The sequence below is a fragment of the Pedobacter nutrimenti genome (assembly GCF_032678445.1).
Lineage (GTDB): Bacteria > Bacteroidota > Bacteroidia > Sphingobacteriales > Sphingobacteriaceae > Pedobacter > Pedobacter nutrimenti_A.
Genome location: NZ_JAVTSQ010000002.1, coordinates 321,090 through 345,733 on the forward strand (window position 1 = coordinate 321,090; position 24,644 = coordinate 345,733).

Below are 24,644 nucleotides of genomic sequence, written 5' to 3' on the forward strand. Positions count from 1 at the left end.
CCAGAAAGTTTACGTTAAACTGAATGACACAGACTATGTCTCAGAATCAGATTTGGATCCGGACTGTTGGCCAGATAAGCCGCACGTTCAGAAAATTTGCAGACTCCGGGATAATCTCCCTTAAGCCCGCGCATGCTAAACATCAATTGAAAATGCAGGTGCGGTGGCCAGTAACCATTCTCTTCCGGAATACCAAAAGACGCAAAAGCTGTTCCCGCAGCGATCAACTGTCCTTCATACAAACCTTTTAAAGACGCAAGACTCAAGTGACCGTAAAGCCCATACACCACCAATCCTTCAAAATCATATTTTAAAATGATTGTTGCCCCATAATCACCAAAATGGTCATTAAACTTAAAACTATGTACCACGGCCTCATGAAAATTATATACCGGCGTTCCGGCAGGGCCCCAAATATCTACTCCGAGATGCAAACGGCGCGGCTCTTCAGCGGTATCAAAATGTGCACTCCGGGCGTATATGGTTCTATGTTCCCCATATCCCCCAATTCCGTAACGACATTGGTTTTCCTGCAATTTATGCGCTACCCAGGCCGAAAATTTTGCGGTATCTCTCAACACATCGTCTGTCAGCTCGAGATTGTTTTTTGTAAAATCAAAGGGATATAAAGCATCCTTTTCAGGATCAAAATCCACAACCTGCGTTATAGAGATATCCTTTCTTTCAAAATAAGTTTCAAAGCGTTCCGAAAGTGTCATTCCTGGTAAAATAAAAGGAGGCTTTTACCCCTCCTGATCTGTATCTTTTCTGTCTTTAGAAATCTTATCAAAGATTTTATCCATATGCTCCACGTACTCATTCGTATCGTCTACAAAAAAAGTAAGGGTGGGAACAATCCGCGCCTGGTGCCTGATCCTGGAACCCAGTTTATAACGGATCTCTCCTGAATGTGAATTTACTGTTGCAACTGATAACGCCGTGTTATTCGTATTCAAAAAGCTAAGGTAAACTTTCGCTACGGCAAGATCAGGTGAGACCCGGACTTTGGTAATGGTAACTAATGTATTGGGTAAATATGCAGCCCCTTCGCGTTGAAAAATCGCTGCCAGTTCTTCCTGTAATACCCCTGCAAATTTCTGTTGTCTTTTACTTTCCATAATCTAATCCTCCACTTAAATATTAATATAACAACTTATCATAAGGATAACGCTGCGTATGCAAGTCCACCACTTTATCGTACAATAACTGCTTAAACTCTTCTAAATTTTCTTTGTGCAGTGCGGAGATAAATAAAGCCGGGGCATTATGATGTGCCATCCAACTCTTTTTAAACTCAGCCAAAGTAAATGGCACATGATCTTCCCCTTCTTCAACTGGTTCCGGGCTCACGTAGGCATCAATCTTATTGAACACCATAATCGTATCCTTATCTCTTGCCCCCAGGTCCTTCAATGTTTCATTGACCACGCCAATCTGGTCTTCAAAGCTGGTATGTGACACATCCACCACATGGATCAGTATGTCCGCTTCCCTTACCTCATCAAGTGTAGACTTAAAACATTCCACCAGATGATGCGGTAATTTACGAATAAATCCAACCGTATCTGAAAGCAGGAAAGGCAAATTGTCAATAACGACCTTTCTAACCGTTGTATCCAGTGTCGCAAACAATTTGTTCTCCGCGAAAACTTCTGATTTAGACAACATGTTCATGATCGTAGATTTTCCTACGTTGGTATAGCCCACCAAAGCCACCCGGATCAACTGTGTTCTATTTTTCCGCTGCGTCTCATTCTGTTTATCAATGAGTTTCAACCGGCCTTTCAATAAAGAGATCTTCTCCAGAATCATCCGTCTGTCACTCTCAATTTGAGTTTCACCAGGCCCACGCATCCCGATACCACCCTTCTGGCGCTCCAGGTGAGTCCATAACCGGGTCAATCTTGGCAGCAAATACTGAAGTTGTGCCAATTCCACCTGCGTCTTGGCCTGTGCTGTTTGAGCCCTTCCTGCAAAAATATCCAGGATCAGGTTGCTTCGGTCCAGGATCTTCACCTGCAGTTCCCGCTCAATGTTCCTAAGCTGGGAAGGTGAAAGCTCATCATCGAACACCACCATATCTATCTCTTCAGACTTCACATAAGCCTGTATTTCTTCCAGTTTACCGGTACCAACAAAGGTAGCACGTTCCGGACGGAGCATTTTCTGTGTAAACACATGCTCTACCCTTCCCCCTGCTGTATCTACCAGAAAAGCCAGTTCATCCAAATATTCTTTGGTCTCTTCCGGGGTTTCCCCCGGCCTGATCACACCAACAAGTACAGCGCGTTCCTGTTTAAGTGCGGTATCATAAAATTTTTGTTTTCCCATGTATCCCTGCAAAGATACAAAAGTTATACCGAGATTAAATCTCTGGCAAACTGGCGCATTGCGTCTCCCGGATCTTCGGTTTTCATAAAGTTCTCTCCAATCAAAAATCCATTAAATCCAGCGGTCTTTAAACGCTTAATCGTATCGGTATGACTGATGGCACTTTCAGAAATCTTCATAAAATCATTCGGAATCCGGTCTACCAGATCAAAAGAAGTCTGGATATTTACCGTAAAATCGGCCAGGTTCCTGTTGTTTACACCAATCGCATCCAGATCACCACAAATGCTTCTTTCCAGTTCTTCCTGGTTATGCACTTCCAAAAGCACATTTAAACCAAGCCCTTTTGCCGTAGCTGCCAATGCTGCAATTTCTTTTGGTGTCAGAATTGCAGCAATCAACAAAATAATATCTGCCCCCCAGGCTTTTGCTTCCAGAATCTGGTACTCGTCTACCATAAAATCCTTTCTCAATAAAGGAACCTGATTAACAGCCCTGGCCTTCAGGAGATCTGAAGGGTCACCGCCAAAAAAATCAACATCCGTCAGGACAGAAATTGCAGAAGCGCCCGCAGCAGCATATGCCGTAGTCACCTCTTCTACCGTCACCCGGTCGTTAATAATGCCTTTGGAAGGAGAACGACGCTTGAATTCAGCAATAATGCCCGTCCGCTGGTCATCCCTTAAAAAATCTTTAAACCGGTAAGGCTGACGTTCAAAATGCAGTGCCGTTTCCAGTTCTTGTATACTGACTTTCTGTTTGGCCAGCTGTATCTCTTCTCGCTTGCGTAAAACTATTTTATCCAGGATGTTCATGATTCTAACCAGTTTTGCATCATTTGTTTACCATATTCTGTTAATACACTCTCCGGATGAAACTGCACCCCTCTTATATCAAACTCCTTGTGTCTCAGCGCCATGATCTGTCCGTCTTTATCTGTAGCCGTTACTGTAAAAACAGAAGGAAGACCTGCCGTATCGACTACCCAGGAGTGGTATCTGCCCACATTGATCACTTCAGGGCAATCTTTAAAAGTCAACTCTTCAGGATCCAGAACGTTGATGGGCGTCGCAATGCCATGCATAGGTCGGCCTAAATTCAATAAATTACCTCCAAAAGCTTCCGCAATAGCCTGTTGTCCAAGGCATACGCCAAAAATGCTCTTCTTTCCAGCATACGTTTTGATCACCTCCAACAGCAAACCTGCTTCCACAGGAATACCAGGTCCTGGAGACAAAAGAATTTTATCGAAACGGTCTACATCCGCAAGCTCAAATTTATCGTTTCTCCAAACCTCCACCTCGTATCCAATTTCGTTCACCAGATGTACCAGGTTGTAGGTAAAAGAGTCATAGTTATCTATAACCAATACTTTCTTCTTCATATATTTTTCTTAAATCTCCACTGCCATTTGTACTGCTTTCCGAAGGGCAGCAATTTTGTTATTTACTTCGTTCAGTTCATTCTCCGCAACAGAATCTGCCACAATACCGGCACCCGCCCTGTAATGCAGCTCATTGTTTTTACTCATAAAGGTCCGGATCATGATGGCATGGTTAAATTCTTCATTAAAGCCCATATACCCAATGGCTCCCGCATAAAAATTACGTCCCAATCCTTCATATTGATCAATCAGCTGCATCGCCTTATATTTTGGAGCCCCGCTTAAAGTCCCCGCCGGATAGGTGTCCGCCACAACCTTAATTGCTGAAGTTCCTTCCTGCAGGTTTCCACTCACCTTAGATACCAAATGGATCAGGTGAGAATAATACTGAACCTCCTTAAAAGATTTCACCTGCACCTGATTACAATGTCTGCTCAGGTCATTCCTCGCCAGATCGACCAGCATCACATGTTCTGCACTTTCTTTAGGATCCTGCTCCAGTTTCCTCGCAATTTCAGCGTCCTCCTGATCATTTCCTGTGCGTTTAAATGTACCTGCGATCGGAAAGATATTTGCCGTGTTGTTCTTAATCGTAATTTGGGCCTCCGGCGAAGAACCAAAAAGCTTAAAGTCTCCATAATCAAAATAGAACAGATAAGGAGAAGGATTAATGGAACGCAAACAACGATATACGTTAAATTCGTCACCAGAAAAACCCTGCTTAAATGCTCTTGATGGAACGATTTGAAAGACATCGCCTCTTAGGATATGTTTCTTCATCTTCTCCACAATGTCCATAAAACCCTGGTCTGTCAAATTGGAGCTTTCTTCTCCCTCAATCTTAAAGTTATATTCAGGGAAATTTTTATTCTGGATCAGGTATTCGATCTTTTCCAGATCTACATTTTCTCCGCCATTAAAACTGTTGTTGAACAGCGTGATCTCATTGCGAAAGTGATCAACCGCAATGATATATCGGTACACATGGTACTGCATCACAGGAATGGTCTCCTGTTCAGGAGCAGTGGCCGTCAGAGAAATATCTTCAAAATGCTGCACAGCATTCCAGGTAAAATAACCAAAAAGCCCCGAGGAAATATAACGGCCATCTGTATCTGATTTATGATCAAATTCAGATTTAAAAGTATCTATCTCTTCTATAAGATTAAAATCAGTTTTCTCTACCCTGCTCCCGTCCGGATAATAGACAGACAGCACCTCGTCTTTCAGCACAATACCAGCTACGGGGTCTGCACAAACATAACTTACAGAATTTTCTCTGCTGTGATAGTCAGAGCTTTCCAGCAAGATGGTATTGGGGAATACATCTCTTAACCGAAGGTAGATGCTCACCGGAGTGGTGGTATCTGCGAGCCTCTTTTTGAAAGAAGTGTGGATCGTAATGTTGCCTTTCATAAATTATTTATAACATCATTTTTAAAAATCAAAAAAGTCCAAATACAAAAAAACCCGACGTTGTGTAACGTCGGGTTAGAAATGTGGTTGGTTTAGGTTGATAAACTATAAGGTACACAAAGCTGCGACGAAACTCTTTTCGGAATTACCACGCCACTGCCATGTATGTATATTGTTGATCATGAGCAACAAAAATATAAATAAAACTTAGAAGTCAAAATAAAATTGTAAAATTTACGATACTCCAAAGAACGAACGGGAAACATCGGCCCTTGTCATGGCATAGATTGCGGCAACAATGATCACTAAGGCCAGTGTAAAATAAATCGCAATGGTTTTATGTTTAGCCGCTGGATTATCAAAACGTTTAGAGCGTGCATTACCCACCGTTATTAAAATTACAGCAAAGATCATCATGCTAATGTGCTCCATTTTCCAGTATCTGGCCATCGCCACAGAACTGTCTGCTTTGTACCAGTTGTTCATGAAATAAAGAATCAAGCCCATAAGCAACTGTATATGAGAACTGATCAGCGTAAAAACATTCAGCTTTCTATTGCCTTCAGTATACGCCTTTTTGCCCAACCAACCTGAAAAGGCATTGGCAATAGCAACAATAAGGAGAATTAACACTACATAGCGCCAACCTGAGTGCGCGCTTTTTAAGATTTCACTTAAACCCATAACTTTTTTCTTTCAAATCTAACCAATTCCTTCTTACAGCAAAAATTTGCGCTTTAATTTACATTCAGTCTACTCTCTACTCCCCTCTTCTCTACTCCCTGTATTCCTCTACTCCCTGCTTCTCTACGCTCAACGCCATGCCCGGCCTCCCCCCCTCTGCAATTTGCTAAGGAAAATTCTCGTACACTGCGGAAAGACCTCAGAGATCTGCGGGCTTCTTCAGCCCGCCTGATATCGTCAGTCTTGAAGCAGTTGTACAGAATTTTCCAAAAATTCCCTCTACTTATCCAAACCACTCTCTGTTTTCCCTTTCAAACGCTTCGCGTCCTTAAGGCTCTTGTGAAGCATCCATTCAATCTGGCCATTAACACTACGAAATTCATCAGCAGCCCATTTCTCAATAGCCTTCATTGTCTCTGCGTCAATTCTCAATGCAAATGATTTCTTTTCGGCCATCTTTACTGATTTAAAGTTCCGGTATTGATCACCGGTTTAGTTTCACTATCCCCACAAAGCACCACCATTAAATTACTCACCATGGCTGCTTTCTTATCCTCATCAAATTCTATAATATGTTTTTCGGAAAGCAAATTTAAAGCACTTTCAACCATTCCAACGGCACCCTCAACAATTTTATGCCGCGCAGCAACTACAGCCGAAGCCTGCTGCCTTCTCAGCATAGAATGCGCAATTTCCGGCGCGTAAGCCAAATAACCGATCCTGGACTCGATCACCTCTATACCAGCGATCTCCAAACGCTCTGCCAGCTCATTTTCAAGGGCACGGTTCACATCATCAAAATTTGTACTCAAGGTTACAGTAGCTGTTTCATCTTCAAAATGATCATAAGGAAAAGAACCAGCCAGCTTACGTACCGCAGAGTCTGATTGTATCTTAATAAAGGCACTATAATTATCCACTTCAAAAGCCACCTTAAACGTATCTCTAACCCGCCAAACCAAAATTACACTGATCAGGATCGGATTCCCCATTTTATCGTTCACCTTAATTTTCTCACTTTCAAAGTTTCTGGCCCTTAGTGAATACGTAAACCGGGTAAACAATGGATTGATCCAGAACAAGCCATTTTGCTTTACACTTCCCCTGTATTTTCCAAACAACAACAACACCTTTGAACTGTTCGGGCTTACGATGATCAGTCCCTTAGCAATTAAAATAATAATTAAAGCCGAAGCGATAATCAATCCAACGGATTGCATTACTATACCAAAGGTCAGCAGACCCGCGGCAAGAATCAGAATGACTATAGCAACATAGCCATTAAAAGGATTTACAGTACTTTCTGTTTTCATTTTGCTCAATATTTAAATGATATTAAATTGATATCATAAACATAGACAATATTCTCTGGTTTTTGTTTCAGTTTTTCTTAAAAAAAGAAATAAATTTGAAATTTATATTCAAATGCGGTTAACAAAACCCAGACAGATGTATCTAATAACTAAAGTGTTAAAGCATGAACTATCAAGAAATTCTACCTCCGGAGCACCTTAGAGACCACATCAGGTACTGCTGGACCTTGGAAAGCACCCACACAGAAACCAACATCACCCCCTTCAGGACAATGGCTGACGGCTGTCCAGGCCTCATCTACCAGCCGAAAAGTGTAGGAACCCTTTACCAGGGAAGCAAACAACTATCTGACCTGTTCCTTTTCGGGCAAAGCACCCATTATGCAGAACTACAGCTCAGCGGAAATTTCCAGGCCATTGGCATCCATTTTTACCCCAATGCTCTAAAAACGCTATTTGGTCTTCCTGCTGAAGAACTCACGGACTCCTGTTTAAATTTAGAGGAACTCATCAAAAAGAAACATCCGGTCCTCTCAGACCAGCTTTTGTATGCTCCTGCCGCCAATGACCAGCTTGAAATCCTATTTCACTACCTGAATATAGAGCGACAAAGCAGCCTTCATTTGCAGGACGCAACCATGAAACATGCACTCACACAAATCATCCAGTCTAAGGGCCTTGCCTCATTAAAAAGACTGCAAGACGACCTCGGCCTGTCAGAGCGAAGTATGGAAAGGAAATTCAAAGCCTATACAGGCATCTCTCCAAAACTTTTCTCCAGAATTTGCCGCTTCCAAGCCTCTTTAATACAACTAAGAAAGAATGAGTACAATAAATTTTCAGATATCGCTTATGAAAATAATTATGCTGACCAGTCACATTTCATCCGCTCCTTTAAAGAATTTGCCGGATTTTCCCCTTTTCAATACCAAAAAAAATCGCTTGAAATCGTAGAAAACCTACGTCAACTCTGCCCTTCGTAAAACCTGTCGGTTTTGTTCTATTTTGTCCATCAGTCATCCCCTAGTTTTGAAGTAAAGATTAAAACTATGGAAAGCAAAGACAAACTCATTTTGGTACTTGGAGGTACCGGTAAAACAGGTAAAAGAATTGCAGAACAGCTTAGACAGCTCGGTCTGCCAGTAAGAATCGGCTCGAGGTCTGCCAGTATTCCTTTTGACTGGGAAGACCAGGACACATGGACTCCGGCACTCCGGGGCGTGCATGCGGTCTACCTCTCCTTCCAGCCTGACCTCGCAGTTCCAGGAGCCTCAGACTGCATTCAGGCATTTACTTCACTCGCTGCCCGCAACGGGATAAAGAAAGTCGTTCTGCTATCAGGAAGAGGAGAACCGGAAGCTGAACATTGCGAGGAAATTGTAAGACAAAGTGGCTTAGACTGGACGATTCTCCGGGCCAGCTGGTTCGCTCAGAATTTCAGTGAAAGTTTTCTTATCGATCCCATATTGGCTGGACACGTTGTACTGCCTACCGCAGACACCAAAGAACCATTCATCGATGCCAGTGATATTGCCGAAGCGGCTGTAGCCGCATTCACCAGCAATGAACACCGAAATCAACTCTATGAACTGACAGGCCCCCGCCTTTTAACCTTTCCTCAAGCCATTGAAGAAATAGCCAGTGCCTTGGAAAAACCGATTGTCTATGAACAAGTTTCTCTTCAGTCTTACACAGACTTGCTTCGGTCTTTTGAGGTTCCAGAAGAATACATCTCCTTACTCAATTATCTCTTTTCAGAAGTGCTGGATGGAAGAAACGCGCACCTTACTGATGGTCTGGAACACATGCTCAAAAGGAAACCAACAGATTTTTCGGAATACATCAAAAAAACAATTGAATCCGGGATTTGGAAAAGTTAGAATAACTACGAATTAACGCTCTCTATACTTCTGTTTCTTTCCTTATAAAGAAACAAACAAATTAATGCCGAAAAAGCACAAATAGTCATAATCAATGGCATAGGTAAGGTCGATTTTTCCGGAAACAAACTGACTATTACAGAAGCCACCGCACCCAATCCCATCTGTAAGGCCCCCATCAAGGCAGAAGCACTGCCTGCATTTTTACTAAAAGGCGCAAGAGAAAGCGCAGCCGCATTTGGATTAATCAAGCCCAGACAAGCCAGGTACAACGCAATAAAAGCAATAGTACTATACAAATTAAGCAAGCCCTGATGAGCCGCAATTAAGAACAATCCACTGCACAATGCCTGCGCGACCAAAGCAAAAGAAACAATCTTTTTACTGCTAAACCACCTCAGCATCAAACTATTTACCTGACTGGAACCTATAAACGCGACAGACAACAATGCAAAGATCCATCCATATCCCGTTTTACTTACCCCATACAAGTTCATAAATACGATAGGTGATGCCGATACATAAGCAAACAGACCTGCGAAAGCCAGGGAAGCAATCAGTGCATAAGTATAAAACTGACGTTCAGCTATAACCATTAAAAAACTTCTGATAATTGGCCCCGGCTTCAATGAATATCCAGGATCAGGTTTATAACTCTCCGGCAGAAAAAAGAAAGCAGACAAGAGCATCGCCAAGGCCATCAATGCCAGAAAAACAAACACATAGGGCCATCCCAGGCCAGCAATCAGATACCCTCCGGCCGTTGGCGCAAGCATAGGTGAAACTGCAATCACCAGCATAATAGAGGCAAAGACCTTAGGACTTTCCTGAACCGTAAAAAGATCGCGTATCATGGCCACAGATGCCACTGCTGTTGCGCAACTTCCGATAGCCTGAACAAACCTCAATACAATCAGCTGATTGATATCCTTTACGGCTAAACAGCCTATAGAGGCCAGAATGTACAAGACCAAGCCAAAATACAATGGCTTCTTTCTTCCAAACTTGTCCAGAAGAGGGCCATAAAGTAACTGCCCTGCAGATATTCCAATAAAAAAACTGGATAAGGAAAGGGCAACATTAGGAATATTGGTATGCAAGTCCTTTGCAATGGAGTCGAATCCAGGCAAATACATATCGATAGAAAATGGCCCAAGCGCAGACAAAGACCCCAGAATGAGAATGGTATAGAACTTTTTAGAACCAGCCATGAAAGTAATCCGGCTTAGCCTTTTTGTTCAAAGCCCTTGGCAAGCTCCGCCCAAAGATATTCTGAAGCCTGCTTTAAACGTGCCTTTGTTTGCGCTTTTTTAAGCTTTCTTGGCAGCTTAAATTTAATACTTTTACTTTTTTTAACGTCCTTTTTGCTCATGGACAAATCTACCCAACCAAATCCAGTTACACAAGTTTTTCCATTAAGCATCCCTTAAATGCTAAAATTGATCCTCCTTTAAAAAGGCAAGAGAGGCCTCTTCAGAGGGAAGGGTTTCGGTATTTGAACAAGCAAAATGTTGCAATTTCAGCGTGGAAAACTTTCCTTTCTTTATCGTGTGATTGTCAGAAGAACCGCTCAGTTTCAACACCGCCTGATCATTAACAACGGTATACAAGTCCCCTGCACATATCTTTAAATTCGCCTCTGCCTGATCCTTCAACAGCACCTGAAATATAGGAAAGTTCAGACTGCCCTGTGATCCTACAATTGCCTGATCGCAAAGTTCAACCCTTTTCAAGTCTTTTACAGTCACAAAAACGACAATAGATTCTGCCGCAGTGGAATGGATCAGCAGCTTAGGGCCTCTACGCTTAAAAGATACACGATCACGATCTTCGGCAAATTCTGTAAATATACGGTCGCGGCTGCCCTGGCGGAGATAAACCTTTACATTGCCGCTGATTTTAAGCATAGAATAATCTGAAGTATCAGCAAGCACAAGACTTTTTGTACCTTCATTTGCAAATGAAGTAGTAGCGGCGGCAGAAACTCCAACAATAATAGTCATAACTGCAGCAAATAGGGTTTTGATTAAAGTTTTCATATCGTTTTTTTGAAATTTTGATGTTCTTTTTTCGATAAGACCACATTGAAAATCAAAACGTTGCACATCAATCAGCAGTATTATATAAGCTAGGCCGAAAAAACGACGAAAGGCCAATTTTAACCGACAAGTCTTCCTTTTAAAACTCCTGCAAAAAAGAAAGCGGTTGGCATCCACCAAACCGCGTCCTATTATTATTCACCTTGCACCTCCCCAGCCACGATGGGCTGGCTCGGCAAGCTCTTATAAGCCCTGAGGCTATTACTATCTTCTGTTTTTTGGGAATAAGACTGCAGAAAGGCAAAAACGTTGCAGTAGGGTCGTGCACCAATAGACCACTCCGGTCTTGTGATCGACCAACAGGCAATTACAGTCGACAAATAGCTCTTGATTTTATATCCTGAAAAGTTCCAAGGCAGTATTATCCTCAGCAAAGCCTTATATTTACCTCTATAAAAACTGATCGTTTATGATAAAATCTGCCTGTTTATTTTTTACCATCAGTCTTTTGTTTTTCGCCAGCTGTAAAAGCCCACAAACAAAAGACAACATACTTGAAGCTATCCCGGATCCGAAAACGCTCTCGGAAACTTATGTCAGCAACCCTGACCATATACTTTCCCCCGAAACCGTATCCAAACTGAACAACGAACTCAGCAAACTGGATCAGGCCGGGACTGCACATATCGATGTCGTCTTTGTTCAAAGTATCGGAGATCATGTACCCAAAGACATTGCACATGAATTGTTCAGAAAATGGAAAATCGGCCGCAAAGACACCAATAATGGATTACTGATCCTGGTGGTGAAAGACCAAAAGAGAATTGAATTTGAAACTGGCTATGGACTGGAAGGTATGCTCCCGGATATGATCTGCAAAAGGATCCAGGAAGACAGTATGATCCCCCATGCAAAGAACAATGATTTTGACAGCGCCATCCTTTCGGGAGTGGACGCGGTAATGGCCAGATTAAAAAATGAAGACCAGCCAGAATTAGCCCCATCCGACAGCACTGTTGCAGTTGCAGTTGCTCCGCCAAGCACACCAGAGACCAGCCTGGCTGTTGCAGACAGTGCCACAGCATATGTGGAGAATCAAAGACCACTCACACAAAACCTCCAGGCATCTTCCCCTTCAAAGAAAGGCCCTGGCCTTATTGCCCTCCTTATCTTTATTCCAATCCTGATCTTCTATATCGGCATTGCCGCTGCACTAGGCTCAAGCTTAAATGGATATCGCTTTAAGAAGAAATGGCTAAATCCCGTCTCCTACTTCCTGGTCTTAGTGCCTTCCGCACTTGTCATCTGGATCAGTTTTATGGATCCCCTTCCTGGCTTTTGGTTTATCCTTAGAGGCCTTGCTATTTTCTACCTGTTCCTGTTAATCTATATCCACTTGCATTTCTTCATTTTAAGTTCCATCTTAAAATCTTCACTGAAAAACCTAAGCCCACATGAACAGTATTTAAAATGGCAGGAAACACATGCCTCGATGGAACATGCTGTCTTAAAAATATTTCCTTATCCATTTTTAAAATTCTATTGGAAGAGCTATAAAGAAAGATTATATCAACTGCGAAATACCCCCTTGGACTGCGAAAAATGCGGGAAGCCCATGGTTTGTCTGGATGACGACCAGGAAGATCAGTTTTTATCCAAAGGCCAGCTTACAGAAGAACGTATAGACTCCATTGATTATGATGTCTGGGAATGTACCTCCTGTAAAGAGCACTTGATACTGGACTACAAAAACATCAAGTCTACAGCCAGGGAGTGCCCTGAATGCCATTTCATTACCTTAAAGTTTGATAAAAGGAAGGTGATAAAATCTGCCACGACCTATTCGGAAGGTTATGGCTATACCTATTCCATATGTGCGAACTGCAAATTTAAAGATTCGGTCAAATTTGAGATTGCCAAGATCTCCGTTTCCAGCGATGACAGCAGTTCTTCTTCCTTTTCAAGCAGCAGTTCCTCCAGCAGCTCCTCCTCCAGCAGTTCTTCCAGCAGCACAAGCAGCGGCGGATCATCTGGTGGTGGTGGCGCAGGAAGCAGCTGGTAAAACAAAAAAAGAGCGGCCAATCCTGGTCCGCTCAATTAACTAACTTATTATTCATAAAAAAACTGGCTGTTGGGGAAGGAGTCGAACCTTCAAGGGGAAGTTAGCCTCAGTTCAAAAAATTAATTTGTGGTCAACCCATAAACTGTGTTTATCCCATGATCCCCACCACCGAGACAAGGAGGTGTGTCTGCCAATTTCACCACCCAACATGATATTAATGTACGTATTCTTATGAAGTAAGCTTTGGTTTAGGTTGATTTTTTATAACTTACTTTATAAATCGCTGTAGGGGAAGGAGTCGAACCTTCAAGGAGTGGTTAGCCCTTTCGGGTTTTCCATAATCTCCACCACCGAGACAAGGAGGTGCGTCTGCCAATTCCACCACCCTACAGTAGGTAAGCAAATGTTAAAGAACTTGTTTTTTTATCGTTTGCTTGATACAAATGTAACAAGACCTCTAATACGTTGCAAATATTTTAAACAATTAATTTTATTTTTATAATTTTTGTAATTATATTCGCTTTTGATTACCAAATATAAAATACATGATAAAAAAAGAAAGCCAAAATTCAGAAATTGATAACCTGGATATCGACATCCTCAAACAACTCATGCAGGATGCCACAAAACCTTATACAGAAATTGCAAAAGATTTGATTGTTTCTGGGGGAACCATACACGTCAGAATGAAAAAACTACAGGAAATGGGCATCATCAGAGGCTCTCACCTGATCATTGACCCACAGAAAGCAGGATACGACATCTGTGCCTTTCTCGGTATCTACCTGGAAAAAGGGATACAATATAAAGATGCAGTAGAACAGCTTAGCAGAATTAAAGAAGTGGTAGAACTTCATTACACCACCGGAGCCTACAGCATGTTTGCCAAAATCATTTGCAGGGACACCAGCCATCTAAGACATGTTTTAAATGAAGAAATACAAGCTGTTGCCGGCATACAGCGTACAGAGACGTTAATTTCCCTGGAAGAAAGCATCAGAAGGCAGATTGAATTGTAAACTCAATCTGCCTAAACTAATCTTCCCGGCTTCCGTCATCAGCCATGCGCACAATTTTAGGCGTAAACCTGGCCACCACCTCCACAAGAGCAGTCTGAGCTTCCATCACCAGGTTAATGTCCTTATAGGCCATTGGAGCTTCATCCAGCCCCGCTCCGATCAAGGTGACCTCATGAGCTTTGAGTATCCCCCGCATTTCTTCCCTGGAAATGTTCTTGATGGCCTTTGAGCGGCTCATCTGCCTCCCTGCGCCATGAGAAGCCGAATGTATTGCAGCCGCCTCTCCTTTTCCCCTCACCAGAAATCCAGGAGCCGTCATTGAACCGGGAATAATACCCATCACGCCCTTACCTGCAGGTGTCGCTCCTTTACGGTGCACAATCACCTCTTCCCCATTCCACATTTCCTTCCAGGCAAAGTTATGGTGGTTCTCCACTTTGGCCAGAACCTCTGCACCTATTGCCCTGGTCAGCTTATCATGAATTACTTCATGGCACGCAGAAGCATAATCACCCGCGAGGTTCATCGCCAGCCAATACTCCTGCCCTGCTTCTGAATTCAAGTCCAGATAGGCAAGATTGGCTGCTTCGGCCGGAAGTTTACACAGCGATTTTGCCAGTTTGGTATAATAACCCGCCAGCGTGGCTCCCAGTCCACGGGAACCAGAATGCGTCAGTAAAGCCAGGTACTTTCCTTTTTCTATACCCAGAAACTCATCTCTCTTCTCAAATTCTATGATCCCCCATTCCACAAAATGATTTCCACCACCAGAGCTTCCCAATTGCGAATAAGCCTTGTCGTGCAGGTTTTTGATAAATGGCGTGAGTTTAAACTCTTCCCGCTCCAGCACCTCATGATCCGCTTTATATTGCCCATGAAAACCATGCCCTGCACCAAATTTGGTATGTGCAATTAATTCTCTTTTGAAGCTGGCCTCATTGGCATAAAAATGGCTTTCAGAAATATCGAATACAGACAAAGCCATCCGGCATCCGATATCGACACCAACACCATAAGGAATAATTGCATTTTTTGTGGCCAGAACACCTCCAATCGGTAAGCCATAGCCTTGATGAGCATCGGGCATCAGGGCACCGGCAACTGTCACCGGAAGCCTCATCGCAATATCCATTTGTTTTCTCGCCCCTTCCTCAATATAAGCTGAACCATATACCGTATAATCCCCTTTTTCCGCTTTCAACGAAATCTCCGGCTCTATCAGCGACTCTTCGATCATGGCAGCTGCCAATTCTGCCAGAACCTCATGGTCCGTAAAACATTCAGGTTCCTTTGCCAAAGCTTTCATCAGCAACAGCACCTCTTTTACAGGCAATTCATCAAAGCGATCTTCCACCAAATCCAATGCTGCACCTAATATTTTTCCAGGATGATAACCTATCTCCAACAGGTCATTCCCATTTATTTTTCTTTTCATTTAATTATGATTTTACAAAAATTTGTTTCAACTGATCTACAATCTGCCCACCTCCGGATAAGCTGATGGTATTGATCTTCTCTGCGATTTTCTCCACATATTCCATTTCTTTCAATTTATACAGCATCGCATTATCCTCCATCAATTTAGCCGTATTCAATAAACTCCTTGCAGAAGCCGTTTCTTCCCTTCTGGTGATCAGGTTGGCCTGTGCTCTCTTTTCCGCAATCAGCACCTGGTTCATAATCTCTTTCACATCTCCCGGCAACACAATATCCTTCACTCCGCAATTCAACAATTCAACACCCAATCCCTCAGCTTTTGAAGAAGAATCTGCCAGCACCTGTTCAGAGATCTTTTCTTTATGCTCCATCAATTCATCAAAAGTCATTCTTCCAACAAATGCTCTTAAAGCCAATTGGATCAGCACATACAATTGTTTATCAAAATCCTTATTTTCCAGCAAAGCTTTTTTCACATCTGTTACTTTATACTGAACCGTGAAATTGATCCTCAACTGCGCTTTATCCTTCGTCAGGATCTCCTGTCCAATGATCTCCATATTCAGCTGACGCATATCGGTTTTCAGAACCTGGATTACGGTACTATTTTTCCACCAGGTATAAGTTCCTGGCTCCAGCATCCTTTCCATCTTCCCATCTTTCATCATCAGGCCTTTCTCATAAGTTTCGACGGTAAATGACCTTGTGTGCGCTGATAACTGCGACTTACCCAATATATTTCTATCAATTAGCGCGGTGGATTCATCATCTGACAGATCTGCCCGTACAAAAGAATAATTATTCAGGCCCTTCCAGAAAGCATACTTCCCGGCAACCAACACCTGTTTAAAATTACCGTTCTGATAAACCAAAACCAGTTCATTGTCTTTCACTTCTATCACATCAACCAGTCCTTTAAAATCTTCATTCAACAGCAACACATCCAACTCAACTGAAGCAATGAAAGTTTTAGACATATCATAGACTTCCATCTTTTCTCCAAACCACAACCAGTAATTGCCTGCAGTTAATATTCTTTTTAATTCTCCGTTTTTATAAACCAAACCCGCAGAGTTGGTATTTACATGTATTCTTTTCATCTTATTTAATTTTTTGTTGGTTTATCTCTTAAATCGGCACCTTAAAAGACATTCATCCGGTTTCTGCGGAAGTATCCTCTATCGAAAACAAATTCAATACCCTGATAAATACTTAAAGAGTTCAGAAGAGCGTAGAGAGCGCCAACCCTTTTTCGTATTTAACGATCGTGTATCTGCATCATTTCCTATCCTATACTTTCAAAGCAGAATCCAGATTTGCCCACCACCGGAATCCGATGAAAAGCTGAATGCCTTTTGCAGTACTTTTACAATGGGAATTTGAAAAGGTTCCCTTCTTTTTAGCAATGGATATTAAGCCATTACTGCGCTACCGATTGCGTTTCCTATTTTGGTCGGAAAGCAGGATTCGAACCTGCACATGTTGTTGATCTACCCTCTGATCTACCCCGTTTCACCGGGAGCGGGATTCGAACCCGCGACACACAACGAAGACGATCTCCATTATTAAACATCAGAATATTGCTGCTAAACAGCTCAATACTATGGGGCCATACAGAAACCCTCAACTGTGGATGTTTATCCTTTCTAATCGTCATCCCCTTTCGGGAATATCTTATCGTACCTTTCAGTACTGCTTTTCTTCAAAGAACCTGTCTTGTTATCGACATGACAAAGATGCACACAGGTCAACGCAGAGGAATTGCGCAGTTAAAGATTAACCCCAAACAAAATCACAAAGCATTATAAATCAAATCAATAAATTTAAAAAACAAGCTGTAAACCTGTATAAAAACTTTAAATACGCAGATCTATTGCGCAGTAATTTTGTTTTTATACTTTTATAAAAAGATTTTTGGGATGTCAATTAACAAATTAGCCCTGATCAGGTACAAAACGATCGACGAATGCTTACAAAACAGGCGCCGGAAATGGACCCTTGAAGATATCATCGAAAAAGTGGCTGCCACACTCTATGAATACGAAGGCATTACCTCTGGTGTAAGCAAACGTACCATACAGGCAGATATCCAGCTGATGCGGAGCGATAAACTAGGCTACAACGCACCCATCATCGTCAACGAAAGAAAGTATTATGCCTACAGCGAGTCCTCCTACAGCATTACAAAAGTGCCCATCAACAACAATGACATTGACAAAATGAAGGAAATTGTTGGCGTCCTTAAACAGTTCAACGGCTTCAGTTATTTCGACGAGATGAGCGATATGATTGCCAAACTGGAAAACAACCTATATAAATCCACACAGCAAAGCCGGAATTGTATACAGTTTGAGAGCAATACACAACTTAAGGGCATACATTACATCAATCCGCTCTATCAGGCAATCCTCCATAAGACTCCGCTTTTAATCGAATACAAATCCTTTAAAGCCCAAAAATCCCAATCCGGCATTTATTTTCCATACTTATTAAAAGAATACAGGAACAGGTGGTTTCTGATCGTGAAACCTAAAAAGGGAACAACCCTGCTGAACTTAGCTTTAGACCGCATCCTGGAGTTTCAGGAACTCACCAAAGAAACATTTATCGAATACAAAGGCATAGACTTCGACCGCTATTTTGAAGACTTAATAGGCGTAACTAAATCTGAACGTGACAGGGCCCAAAAGGTTATTTTAAGAATTGAGAAGTACCACGCCCCCTATATCCTGACAAAACCCATCCATCCCAGTCAGCAGGTCTTAAAAGAGGATGATGAGGGCATTACCATCAGAATAGACGTGGTACTCAATTTTGAACTGGAGCGCGAAATACTTGGTTTTGGTCATTTTATGAAAGTCCTGTCTCCAAGAAATCTGGCCAATACGATAAAAAACAGACTTGACAGTGCTGTCAGGCAATATCAGGGAAAAGCCCCTCAATAAATGAGGGGCTCCTATTAATCCTTGTTCATTCTGACCATCCTGGGCATAAACCGCCCTTCTATATCCACCAGATCTTTCTGCGCGGCCATCACCAGCTCTATGTCCTTATAGGCTTTCGGATTTTCCTCTACGCTCCCTCCTATCAAGGTCACACCCGCACGGCTTAAAACCTTCTTTAAATCGGATGCCGTAGAACTTTCTTTTGCCTTTTTCCGGCTCATGGCTCTGCCCGCTCCATGCGCCGCAGAATTCAATGAATTCCCAATGCCCTTACCTTTTACCAGATAGGCCGCCGTAGTCATGCTTCCTGGAATAATACCCAGTGCTCCATCATGCGCCGGGGTAGCTCCCTTTCGGTGTACAATCACTTCCCGGCCATCCTCCATTTGTTCTTTCCAGGCAAAATTATGGTGATTTTCCACCTTAGCCAAGCTCTGCAAACCCAGGGATTTCAGTAAACTGGCGTGGATCACATCGTGACAGGCCTTCGCATAATCACCAGCAAGGTTCATACTCAGCCAATACTCCTGCCCGGCCTGCGTATTTAAGTCCAGCCAGGCCAAACGGGCAGCTTCTCTTGGTAATTTACAGGTATTCATGGCTATCCGGGTATAATATTCCGCCAGGTTTGCCCCCAGCCCCCTGCTGCCCGAATGGGAGAGCAGGCCCATATACTTTTTAGCCGGAAGCCTCAGGGAATTCCCCTCGTACAATTCTATTTCTCCAAATTCAACAAAATGATTTCCGCCTCCTGAAGTACCCAGCTGACGATAAGCTTTGCCCTGCAGCTTCCTCAGAAGTTCTGTTTCCTGAAATAATGCACTATCCAGAACTTCATGTTCAGCCGGGACTTCCAGGCCGCCCTCCATACCAAAGTGCGTCCACTGCTTCAGCGCGACCTTCATATGATGACTATATCTTTTGAAAAAACTATCACTTTCATCTATAACAGACAAAGCCATGCGACACCCAATGTCTACACCCACCGCGTATGGGATGACCGCATTATCCGCAGCCACTACTCCGCCGATCGGTAATCCATACCCGGTATGTGCATCAGGCATTAAAGCCCCCTGCAGCACCACCGGCAAAGACATCACCAACTCCATCTGCTTTTTTGTACTTTCATCAATCCCCTTTCCCCCATAAACCTTTAGCTGCCCGCTTTCCTGTAACAGCCGATGTGTTTGAAAATCGCACACCTTTACTTCATCCATAAATGTTGCCGCTAATTTCTCCGTCGCTTCCTCAGCCATATAATTCTCCGGCTGGTTTAAAATAGCGGTCAACAGCTCTATAATCTGGCTCTTACTATGATGCTTAAAATATCTGCTGATCATATTGATCGCCAGACTTCTTGCTTTATCGTTTGTATAGCCTATTTTACTTAATTCTTTTGTTTTTAAAATGCTCATTGCGTTTAAAATTGTTCTTCTTTTTTAAATTCCATTGCCTCCTTTATTTGGAGTGATGCTTCTTTTTCAGCTTCCCGATAACAAGCTTTATCCTCGCCAGCCCATTTCCAGTAGTGATAGGCACCACCAGTAAGTTTCGAAATTCTGGGATACAAATGATGTTTTTCAATATGGTTATTCAGAAATCTAATTTCCTGCTCCAATACCTCATCCACCATCTTTACTTCCGTGATAAAATGCGGTCTAACCTGCAGCCTGTACTTCCAGGGCTCATTAAACCTATACCGGAAAAACGTCTCATTTCCATTTTCTCTGCTCACTTCATACAAATGAAAATGTGCCCTCTCCACCTCCGTAAGCTTTAGACGGGCATCATTCCAGTACCATTCGGAAAAGTCCATCAGGAATTGTTTTTTTTCTACCCTGATCTTTTTGCCCTTTCTCTTCTTCTTTACTTTAAAAGATTTTTCCGGGCTATACTGCACCGTATTGATCTTGGTCAAAAGCCCTTCATAAAAAGCAGAGGAAGAAGATCTTGCTACATCTTCCCGCAGCACGAAACAACGCTTCCAGCCCCGCTGATAGGGTTTTTCAAGAGGAATCATAGGCAGATCTCGTCTTTGTACCAAGAGTTGATCCTTATGCCTCATCATCCGGATAAGCTGTTTATCGAAATCCTTTTTTTGTAGTCGTTTCTTTCGTCTTGCAGATTTCAATTTGTACTGCAAAACATCAAACGACAATTCATTATTGTCCATTGGACTGTTACTCAAAAAATTATAATTGTGTTGATTGGCTCAATTCGTCCTCAGAAAGAGGATATACCCTTATAAATTCAGCACAGGCCAGATCTTAAAAATTTCGGCAGACGCAGATCAGTCCGGCTTAAAACCAGAAAGCATTCCATTTTATATACAATAAAGCAAAATGTAATAACGTCCGCCTGGATCAGGCAGCGTGCGAAAGGGGCGATATGTGGAAACGTTCAGTCATGATTCCTATAATTAAAAAAAGTTGAACAAGGAACTGGCGCAAAGATAAGGCTATTTTCTCGACATCCGCAAGAGCCACAGGAATTTATCTTTGTTCTAATTACCATACAAGACACACGGACAATTAAGCACCCAAAGAAAAACAATACTACTCAGGAGGGACATCGAGCTTCGAAGCAAGCGCGCAGCGGTGCGCAGAAGCGTTAGTCTCCGAAGAGTGTATTGTCCAAAAAAAACAAGTATAAATGACTGATTATCAAATATTTATTAGAATAAAACAAACTCTTTTACGCAAAAAAGTCGGAAGATTTTTCTTCCGACCATGACTGCCCTTACGGGCCTTTTTAAAATTATTTGAACTTATCCTTCAGTGCAGCAAGTTTCATTTGCAAATCACCTTCCGGAAGCGCTTTTTCCTTTTTAACATCCGGCTTCTTAAATGCAGGTTTAACTCCGCCAGCCGCACTCGGTTTTGGTTTGAATTTCGGTTTATGCTGATGTTTCTCCGATTTGGATTTCTCTGCCTTACCGGTATGTTCCTTCTTCATCGACAAGGAAATCCTTTTCCGTTCCACATCCACTTCAACAACCGTAACCTCAACTTTCTGATGCACCTTAACCAGATCGTTTGGATTCGGCACAAATTTATCAGACATCTGACTCGTATGAACCAATCCATCCTGATGCACACCTATATCTACAAAAGCGCCAAAATTCGTAATATTCGTTACAATCCCTGGCAGTTTCATCCCCGGTTTCAGGTCTGCAATCTCGTTTACCCCATCGGTAAAACTAAAAACTTCAAACTGCTCCCTCGGATCACGTCCAGGCTTGGCAAGCTCTGCCATAATATCATTTAAAGTAGGCAAACCCACTTCTTCACTCACATATTGCTGAAGTTTGATCTTTTTCTGCTGTGCAGTATCGCTCAGCAATTCTTCTAAAGAACAACCCAGGTCTGCCGCCATTCTGTTGATCAGCTCATAGCGTTCCGGGTGTACCCCACTCGCATCCAGCACATGTGCACCATTTCTGATCCGCAGGAAACCCGCCGCCTGTTCAAAAGCTTTATCGCCCAAACGAGGTACTTTTTTTAGGCTCTCCCTGTTTTTAAAAGCACCATGCTCATTCCTGTAACTGATGATATTTTGTGCCAGTTGCGGACCCAGTCCGGAAACATAAGCCAATACCTGTTTAGAGGCCGTATTCAATTCCACGCCTACCGCATTCACACAGCTCATTACAGTATCATCCAAAGAAGCCTGCAATTTATTCTGGTCCACATCATGCTGGTACTGTCCCACACCGATAGATTTAGGATCAATTTTAACCAGCTCAGCCAAAGGATCCATCAAACGGCGCCCAATAGACACTGCACCCCTAACCGTAATGTCATGATTAGGAAACTCTTCCCTTGCTACTTCTGAAGCAGAATAGATAGAAGCACCACTTTCATTCACCATCACAACCGATACTTCACCCAGCCCCAGTCCACGAACAAAGACCTCCGTTTCCCTGCCCGCTGTTCCATTGCCGATAGCAATGGCTTCAATCTCATATTTAGCACAAAGTTTCTGTATACTCTCTGCTGCATTTTTAACGTTATTCTGACCCGTATGCGGAAAAATGGTGGTGTTTTCCAGCAATTTACCTTGTTTGTCCAGGCAAACCACTTTACATCCGGTCCTGAAACCCGGATCTATGGCCAGAACATTCTTTTGGCCCATTGGTGCCGCCAGCAATAATTGTCTTGCATTTTCTACAAAAACCCGGATCGCTTCTTCATCGGCCTTTTCCTTAGAAAAACCACGAAGTTCATTTTCCATAGAAGGTGCAAGCAAACGCTTATAGCCATCCTGGATAGCCAGCTCAACCTGTTGTGCATTTTTATTGGAAGATCTGATGAATTGCTTTTCCAGCAAACGAATCGCTCCCTCCTCACCTGGTGCAAGCTCCAGCTTTAATACAGATTCATTCTCCCCGCGGCGCATGGCCAGAACGCGGTGAGAAGGTGTAGATTTAACCGGCTCATCCCAGTTAAAATAATCTTTATACTTGATTCCTTCCTCTTCTTTTCCACTCACCACCACCGATTTAAACTTACTGTGCTGCTGAAAATAGGTTCTCATCGTCGCCCGGGCCTCTGTATTCTCATTCACCATCTCTGCAATAATATCTCTGGCACCAGCCAAGGCCTCTTCCACAGAAGCCACACCCAACTCTTCACTCAGGTATTTTGCAGCCTCTCCTTCCGGATCTTCACCACGTTGTTCCAACACCAATAAAGCCAATGGCTCCAAACCTTTTTTCCTGGCCTCAGAAGCCCTTGTTTTGCGCTTAGGCTTATAAGGAAGATAAATATCTTCGATCTCTGTGATGGTTAATGCCGCATTGATCTTGGCTTCCAGTTCAGGGCTCAGTTTTCCCAATGCGGTCAGGGCCTTCAAAATTGCTTCCCTTCTTTTGTCCAGGTCGCGCAATTGCTGGAACCGGTCTCGTACCGCGGCTACCTGAACCTCATCCAGGCTTCCGGTCGCTTCTTTCCGGTAACGGGAGATAAAAGGCACAGTAGCACCTTCATCCAGCAATTCAATCGTAGAAAGAACTTGTTTCTCTGCTATGGCTAATTCAGCAGCAATGATTTTCGAGTGATGACTCATTTCGTTGTTTTTAAAATAAAAAATCCCGAAGGGCACGAGCCATCGGGATTATATTTCTGGATTATCTTTAATAGCTTATTTTGCTACGTACAATACTTCTTTTACAGCTTTCACTACACGCTCTGCATTTGGTAAACTTGCTGCAATCAGCGTAGGCGCATATGGAAGCGGAACATCAGCGCAAGTAATACGCAATACTGGTGCATCCAAATGATCGAAAGCATTTTTCTGAACATTAAAAGCAATCTCAGAAGAAATAGAAGCCAATGGCCATGCTTCTTCCACAATCACCAAACGGTTCGTTTTTTTCACCGATTCAATGATGGTTGCATAGTCAATAGGACGTACAGTACGCAAATCGATAACCTCTGCATTGATGCCTTCTTTAGTCAGCTCTTCAACAGCAGGGTTCACTACACGGGTCAGCATTTTACCAAAAGTTACGATCGTTACATCAGTACCTTCTTTAACGACATTAGCTTTACCCAATGGAATGTAATATTCTTCTTCAGGAACCTCTCCTTTATCGCCATACATCACCTCAGATTCCATAAAAATGATAGGATCCGGATCAAGGATAGCTTGTTTTAACAAACCTTTAGCCTCGTAAGGAGTAGAAGGAACCACCACTTTTAAACCAGGACAGTTGGCATACCAGTTTTCAAAGTTCTGAGAGTGCTGAGCACCCAATTGGCCGGCATTACCTGTTGGTCCGCGAAATACGATTGGCACAGAAAACTGGCCTCCGCTCATGGACAGCATTTTAGCCGCACCGTTAATAATCTGATCAATAGCAACCAAAGAGAAGTTAAATGTCATAAACTCTACGATTGGAACTAATCCGTTCATTGCAGCCCCAATACCAATACCGGCAAAACCAAGCTCAGCAATAGGGGTATCAATAATGCGTTTGTCACCAAACTCATCCAGCATACCCTGACTAACTTTGTATGCACCGTTATATTGCGCTACTTCTTCTCCCATCAAAAATACGTTTTCATTTTTACGCATCTCTTCGCTCAAGGCTTCACGCAGGGCTTCTCTAAATTGAATCTCTCTCATTGTAT

Annotated in this window: 23 protein-coding genes and 2 tRNA genes; 5 read left to right on the plus strand and 20 right to left on the minus strand. The window is 42.8% G+C overall.

Annotated features, from left to right (window positions below; genetic code table 11):
* Window positions 1–14 precede the first annotated feature (14 nt).
* The 9 genes from R2S08_RS04100 to R2S08_RS04140 form a co-directional block, all read right to left on the minus strand.
* Window positions 15–719, minus strand: coding sequence for a peptidoglycan DD-metalloendopeptidase family protein (locus R2S08_RS04100; RefSeq protein ID WP_316833968.1), 705 nt, complete (start codon window positions 717–719; stop codon window positions 15–17).
* A 24-nt stretch (window positions 720–743) separates the two neighbouring features.
* Window positions 744–1,118 carry a 30S ribosome-binding factor RbfA gene (gene rbfA, locus R2S08_RS04105; RefSeq protein ID WP_108550482.1) on the minus strand — a complete coding sequence of 125 codons (375 nt, stop codon included), beginning with the start codon at window positions 1,116–1,118 and terminating at the stop codon, window positions 744–746.
* 22 nt (window positions 1,119–1,140) lie between these two features.
* On the minus strand, window positions 1,141–2,331 hold the full coding sequence (gene hflX, locus R2S08_RS04110) for a GTPase HflX (protein WP_316833969.1): 1,191 nt from the start codon (window positions 2,329–2,331) through the stop codon (window positions 1,141–1,143).
* A 23-nt stretch (window positions 2,332–2,354) separates the two neighbouring features.
* Window positions 2,355–3,146: an indole-3-glycerol phosphate synthase TrpC gene (gene trpC / locus R2S08_RS04115; RefSeq protein ID WP_316833970.1), complete on the minus strand. Its 792-nt coding sequence runs from the start codon at window positions 3,144–3,146 to the stop codon at window positions 2,355–2,357.
* Entirely contained in the window at window positions 3,143–3,715 is a 573-nt protein-coding gene (locus R2S08_RS04120) for an anthranilate synthase component II (protein ID WP_133779199.1), read from the minus strand. The genes trpC and R2S08_RS04120 overlap by 4 nt, the downstream gene beginning before the upstream one ends.
* A gap of 9 nt (window positions 3,716–3,724) precedes the next feature.
* Complete coding sequence (locus R2S08_RS04125; RefSeq protein WP_316833971.1) at window positions 3,725–5,131, minus strand: anthranilate synthase component I family protein; 1,407 nt, start codon at window positions 5,129–5,131, stop codon at window positions 3,725–3,727.
* Window positions 5,132–5,365: 234 nt separating this feature from the next.
* Window positions 5,366–5,815 carry a cytochrome B gene (locus R2S08_RS04130; RefSeq protein ID WP_133779197.1) on the minus strand — a complete coding sequence of 150 codons (450 nt, stop codon included), beginning with the start codon at window positions 5,813–5,815 and terminating at the stop codon, window positions 5,366–5,368.
* Between the two features lie 279 nt (window positions 5,816–6,094).
* Window positions 6,095–6,271: an Arc family DNA binding domain-containing protein gene (locus R2S08_RS04135; RefSeq protein ID WP_108550476.1), complete on the minus strand. Its 177-nt coding sequence runs from the start codon at window positions 6,269–6,271 to the stop codon at window positions 6,095–6,097.
* Between the two features lie 2 nt (window positions 6,272–6,273).
* On the minus strand, window positions 6,274–7,128 hold the full coding sequence (locus R2S08_RS04140; protein WP_316833972.1) for an SPFH domain-containing protein: 855 nt from the start codon (window positions 7,126–7,128) through the stop codon (window positions 6,274–6,276).
* A gap of 164 nt (window positions 7,129–7,292) precedes the next feature.
* On the opposite strand from R2S08_RS04140, the gene R2S08_RS04145 reads away from it, so the two are divergent.
* Window positions 7,293–8,111, plus strand: coding sequence for a helix-turn-helix transcriptional regulator (locus R2S08_RS04145; protein ID WP_316833973.1), 819 nt, complete (start codon window positions 7,293–7,295; stop codon window positions 8,109–8,111).
* 66 nt (window positions 8,112–8,177) lie between these two features.
* Complete coding sequence (locus tag R2S08_RS04150) at window positions 8,178–9,008, plus strand: NAD(P)H-binding protein (RefSeq protein WP_316833974.1); 831 nt, start codon at window positions 8,178–8,180, stop codon at window positions 9,006–9,008.
* A 5-nt stretch (window positions 9,009–9,013) separates the two neighbouring features.
* Here R2S08_RS04150 and R2S08_RS04155 read toward each other — a convergent pair whose 3' ends face one another.
* The 3 genes from R2S08_RS04155 to R2S08_RS04165 are packed head-to-tail and all read right to left on the minus strand — an operon-like array spanning window position 9,014 to window position 11,047.
* Window positions 9,014–10,219 carry a multidrug effflux MFS transporter gene (locus R2S08_RS04155; protein ID WP_316833975.1) on the minus strand — a complete coding sequence of 402 codons (1,206 nt, stop codon included), beginning with the start codon at window positions 10,217–10,219 and terminating at the stop codon, window positions 9,014–9,016.
* Between the two features lie 14 nt (window positions 10,220–10,233).
* Entirely contained in the window at window positions 10,234–10,431 is a 198-nt protein-coding gene (locus R2S08_RS04160; protein ID WP_316833976.1) for a hypothetical protein, read from the minus strand.
* Between the two features lie 10 nt (window positions 10,432–10,441).
* A complete protein-coding gene (locus R2S08_RS04165) occupies window positions 10,442–11,047 on the minus strand; it encodes a GIN domain-containing protein (RefSeq protein ID WP_316833977.1) in 606 nt (201 codons plus the stop codon).
* A 469-nt stretch (window positions 11,048–11,516) separates the two neighbouring features.
* Between R2S08_RS04165 and R2S08_RS04170 the strand changes: the two genes are divergently transcribed.
* Window positions 11,517–13,109, plus strand: a complete 1,593-nt coding sequence (locus R2S08_RS04170) for a TPM domain-containing protein (RefSeq protein WP_316833978.1) — start codon at window positions 11,517–11,519, stop codon at window positions 13,107–13,109.
* A gap of 63 nt (window positions 13,110–13,172) precedes the next feature.
* On the opposite strand, the gene R2S08_RS04175 is transcribed toward R2S08_RS04170, so the two are convergent.
* Window positions 13,173–13,318 (minus strand) — tRNA-Asp (locus R2S08_RS04175).
* A 74-nt stretch (window positions 13,319–13,392) separates the two neighbouring features.
* Window positions 13,393–13,500 (minus strand) — tRNA-Asp (locus tag R2S08_RS04180).
* Between the two features lie 154 nt (window positions 13,501–13,654).
* Here R2S08_RS04180 and R2S08_RS04185 point away from each other — a divergent pair.
* Window positions 13,655–14,128: an Lrp/AsnC ligand binding domain-containing protein gene (locus R2S08_RS04185; protein ID WP_133779189.1), complete on the plus strand. Its 474-nt coding sequence runs from the start codon at window positions 13,655–13,657 to the stop codon at window positions 14,126–14,128.
* A 16-nt stretch (window positions 14,129–14,144) separates the two neighbouring features.
* Here R2S08_RS04185 and R2S08_RS04190 read toward each other — a convergent pair whose 3' ends face one another.
* Together R2S08_RS04190 and R2S08_RS04195 are read right to left on the minus strand one after the other, a co-directional pair.
* On the minus strand, window positions 14,145–15,563 hold the full coding sequence (locus tag R2S08_RS04190; protein ID WP_316833979.1) for an RtcB family protein: 1,419 nt from the start codon (window positions 15,561–15,563) through the stop codon (window positions 14,145–14,147).
* A 4-nt stretch (window positions 15,564–15,567) separates the two neighbouring features.
* A complete protein-coding gene (locus tag R2S08_RS04195; protein WP_316833980.1) occupies window positions 15,568–16,665 on the minus strand; it encodes a slipin family protein in 1,098 nt (365 codons plus the stop codon).
* A gap of 819 nt (window positions 16,666–17,484) precedes the next feature.
* On the opposite strand from R2S08_RS04195, the gene R2S08_RS04200 reads away from it, so the two are divergent.
* Complete coding sequence (locus R2S08_RS04200; protein ID WP_316833981.1) at window positions 17,485–18,510, plus strand: WYL domain-containing protein; 1,026 nt, start codon at window positions 17,485–17,487, stop codon at window positions 18,508–18,510.
* 14 nt (window positions 18,511–18,524) lie between these two features.
* Here R2S08_RS04200 and R2S08_RS04205 read toward each other — a convergent pair whose 3' ends face one another.
* The 4 genes from R2S08_RS04205 to R2S08_RS04220 form a co-directional block, all read right to left on the minus strand.
* Window positions 18,525–19,925 carry an RtcB family protein gene (locus tag R2S08_RS04205; RefSeq protein WP_316833982.1) on the minus strand — a complete coding sequence of 467 codons (1,401 nt, stop codon included), beginning with the start codon at window positions 19,923–19,925 and terminating at the stop codon, window positions 18,525–18,527.
* A gap of 5 nt (window positions 19,926–19,930) precedes the next feature.
* Complete coding sequence (locus tag R2S08_RS04210; RefSeq protein ID WP_316833983.1) at window positions 19,931–20,683, minus strand: hypothetical protein; 753 nt, start codon at window positions 20,681–20,683, stop codon at window positions 19,931–19,933.
* 584 nt (window positions 20,684–21,267) lie between these two features.
* Window positions 21,268–23,577 (minus strand): Tex family protein, encoded by a 2,310-nt coding sequence (locus R2S08_RS04215; RefSeq protein WP_316833984.1) that lies wholly within the window; start codon window positions 23,575–23,577, stop codon window positions 21,268–21,270.
* Window positions 23,578–23,652: 75 nt separating this feature from the next.
* Window positions 23,653–24,639 (minus strand): pyruvate dehydrogenase complex E1 component subunit beta, encoded by a 987-nt coding sequence (locus R2S08_RS04220; protein WP_316833985.1) that lies wholly within the window; start codon window positions 24,637–24,639, stop codon window positions 23,653–23,655.
* Between the last annotated feature and the right edge of the window lie 5 nt (window positions 24,640–24,644).

Coding starts and splice junctions, on each gene's coding strand:
- R2S08_RS04100 (WP_316833968.1), bottom strand. CDS start 719: ATGACACTTTCGGAACGCTTTGAAACTTATTTTGAAAGAAAGGATATC.
- rbfA (WP_108550482.1), bottom strand. CDS start 1,118: ATGGAAAGTAAAAGACAACAGAAATTTGCAGGGGTATTACAGGAAGAA.
- hflX (WP_316833969.1), bottom strand. CDS start 2,331: ATGGGAAAACAAAAATTTTATGATACCGCACTTAAACAGGAACGCGCT.
- trpC (WP_316833970.1), bottom strand. CDS start 3,146: ATGAACATCCTGGATAAAATAGTTTTACGCAAGCGAGAAGAGATACAG.
- R2S08_RS04120 (WP_133779199.1), bottom strand. CDS start 3,715: ATGAAGAAGAAAGTATTGGTTATAGATAACTATGACTCTTTTACCTAC.
- R2S08_RS04125 (WP_316833971.1), bottom strand. CDS start 5,131: ATGAAAGGCAACATTACGATCCACACTTCTTTCAAAAAGAGGCTCGCA.
- R2S08_RS04130 (WP_133779197.1), bottom strand. CDS start 5,815: ATGGGTTTAAGTGAAATCTTAAAAAGCGCGCACTCAGGTTGGCGCTAT.
- R2S08_RS04135 (WP_108550476.1), bottom strand. CDS start 6,271: ATGGCCGAAAAGAAATCATTTGCATTGAGAATTGACGCAGAGACAATG.
- R2S08_RS04140 (WP_316833972.1), bottom strand. CDS start 7,128: ATGAAAACAGAAAGTACTGTAAATCCTTTTAATGGCTATGTTGCTATA.
- R2S08_RS04145 (WP_316833973.1), top strand. CDS start 7,293: ATGAACTATCAAGAAATTCTACCTCCGGAGCACCTTAGAGACCACATC.
- R2S08_RS04150 (WP_316833974.1), top strand. CDS start 8,178: ATGGAAAGCAAAGACAAACTCATTTTGGTACTTGGAGGTACCGGTAAA.
- R2S08_RS04155 (WP_316833975.1), bottom strand. CDS start 10,219: ATGGCTGGTTCTAAAAAGTTCTATACCATTCTCATTCTGGGGTCTTTG.
- R2S08_RS04160 (WP_316833976.1), bottom strand. CDS start 10,431: ATGCTTAATGGAAAAACTTGTGTAACTGGATTTGGTTGGGTAGATTTG.
- R2S08_RS04165 (WP_316833977.1), bottom strand. CDS start 11,047: ATGAAAACTTTAATCAAAACCCTATTTGCTGCAGTTATGACTATTATT.
- R2S08_RS04170 (WP_316833978.1), top strand. CDS start 11,517: ATGATAAAATCTGCCTGTTTATTTTTTACCATCAGTCTTTTGTTTTTC.
- R2S08_RS04185 (WP_133779189.1), top strand. CDS start 13,655: ATGATAAAAAAAGAAAGCCAAAATTCAGAAATTGATAACCTGGATATC.
- R2S08_RS04190 (WP_316833979.1), bottom strand. CDS start 15,563: ATGAAAAGAAAAATAAATGGGAATGACCTGTTGGAGATAGGTTATCAT.
- R2S08_RS04195 (WP_316833980.1), bottom strand. CDS start 16,665: ATGAAAAGAATACATGTAAATACCAACTCTGCGGGTTTGGTTTATAAA.
- R2S08_RS04200 (WP_316833981.1), top strand. CDS start 17,485: ATGTCAATTAACAAATTAGCCCTGATCAGGTACAAAACGATCGACGAA.
- R2S08_RS04205 (WP_316833982.1), bottom strand. CDS start 19,925: ATGAGCATTTTAAAAACAAAAGAATTAAGTAAAATAGGCTATACAAAC.
- R2S08_RS04210 (WP_316833983.1), bottom strand. CDS start 20,683: ATGGACAATAATGAATTGTCGTTTGATGTTTTGCAGTACAAATTGAAA.
- R2S08_RS04215 (WP_316833984.1), bottom strand. CDS start 23,577: ATGAGTCATCACTCGAAAATCATTGCTGCTGAATTAGCCATAGCAGAG.
- R2S08_RS04220 (WP_316833985.1), bottom strand. CDS start 24,639: ATGAGAGAGATTCAATTTAGAGAAGCCCTGCGTGAAGCCTTGAGCGAA.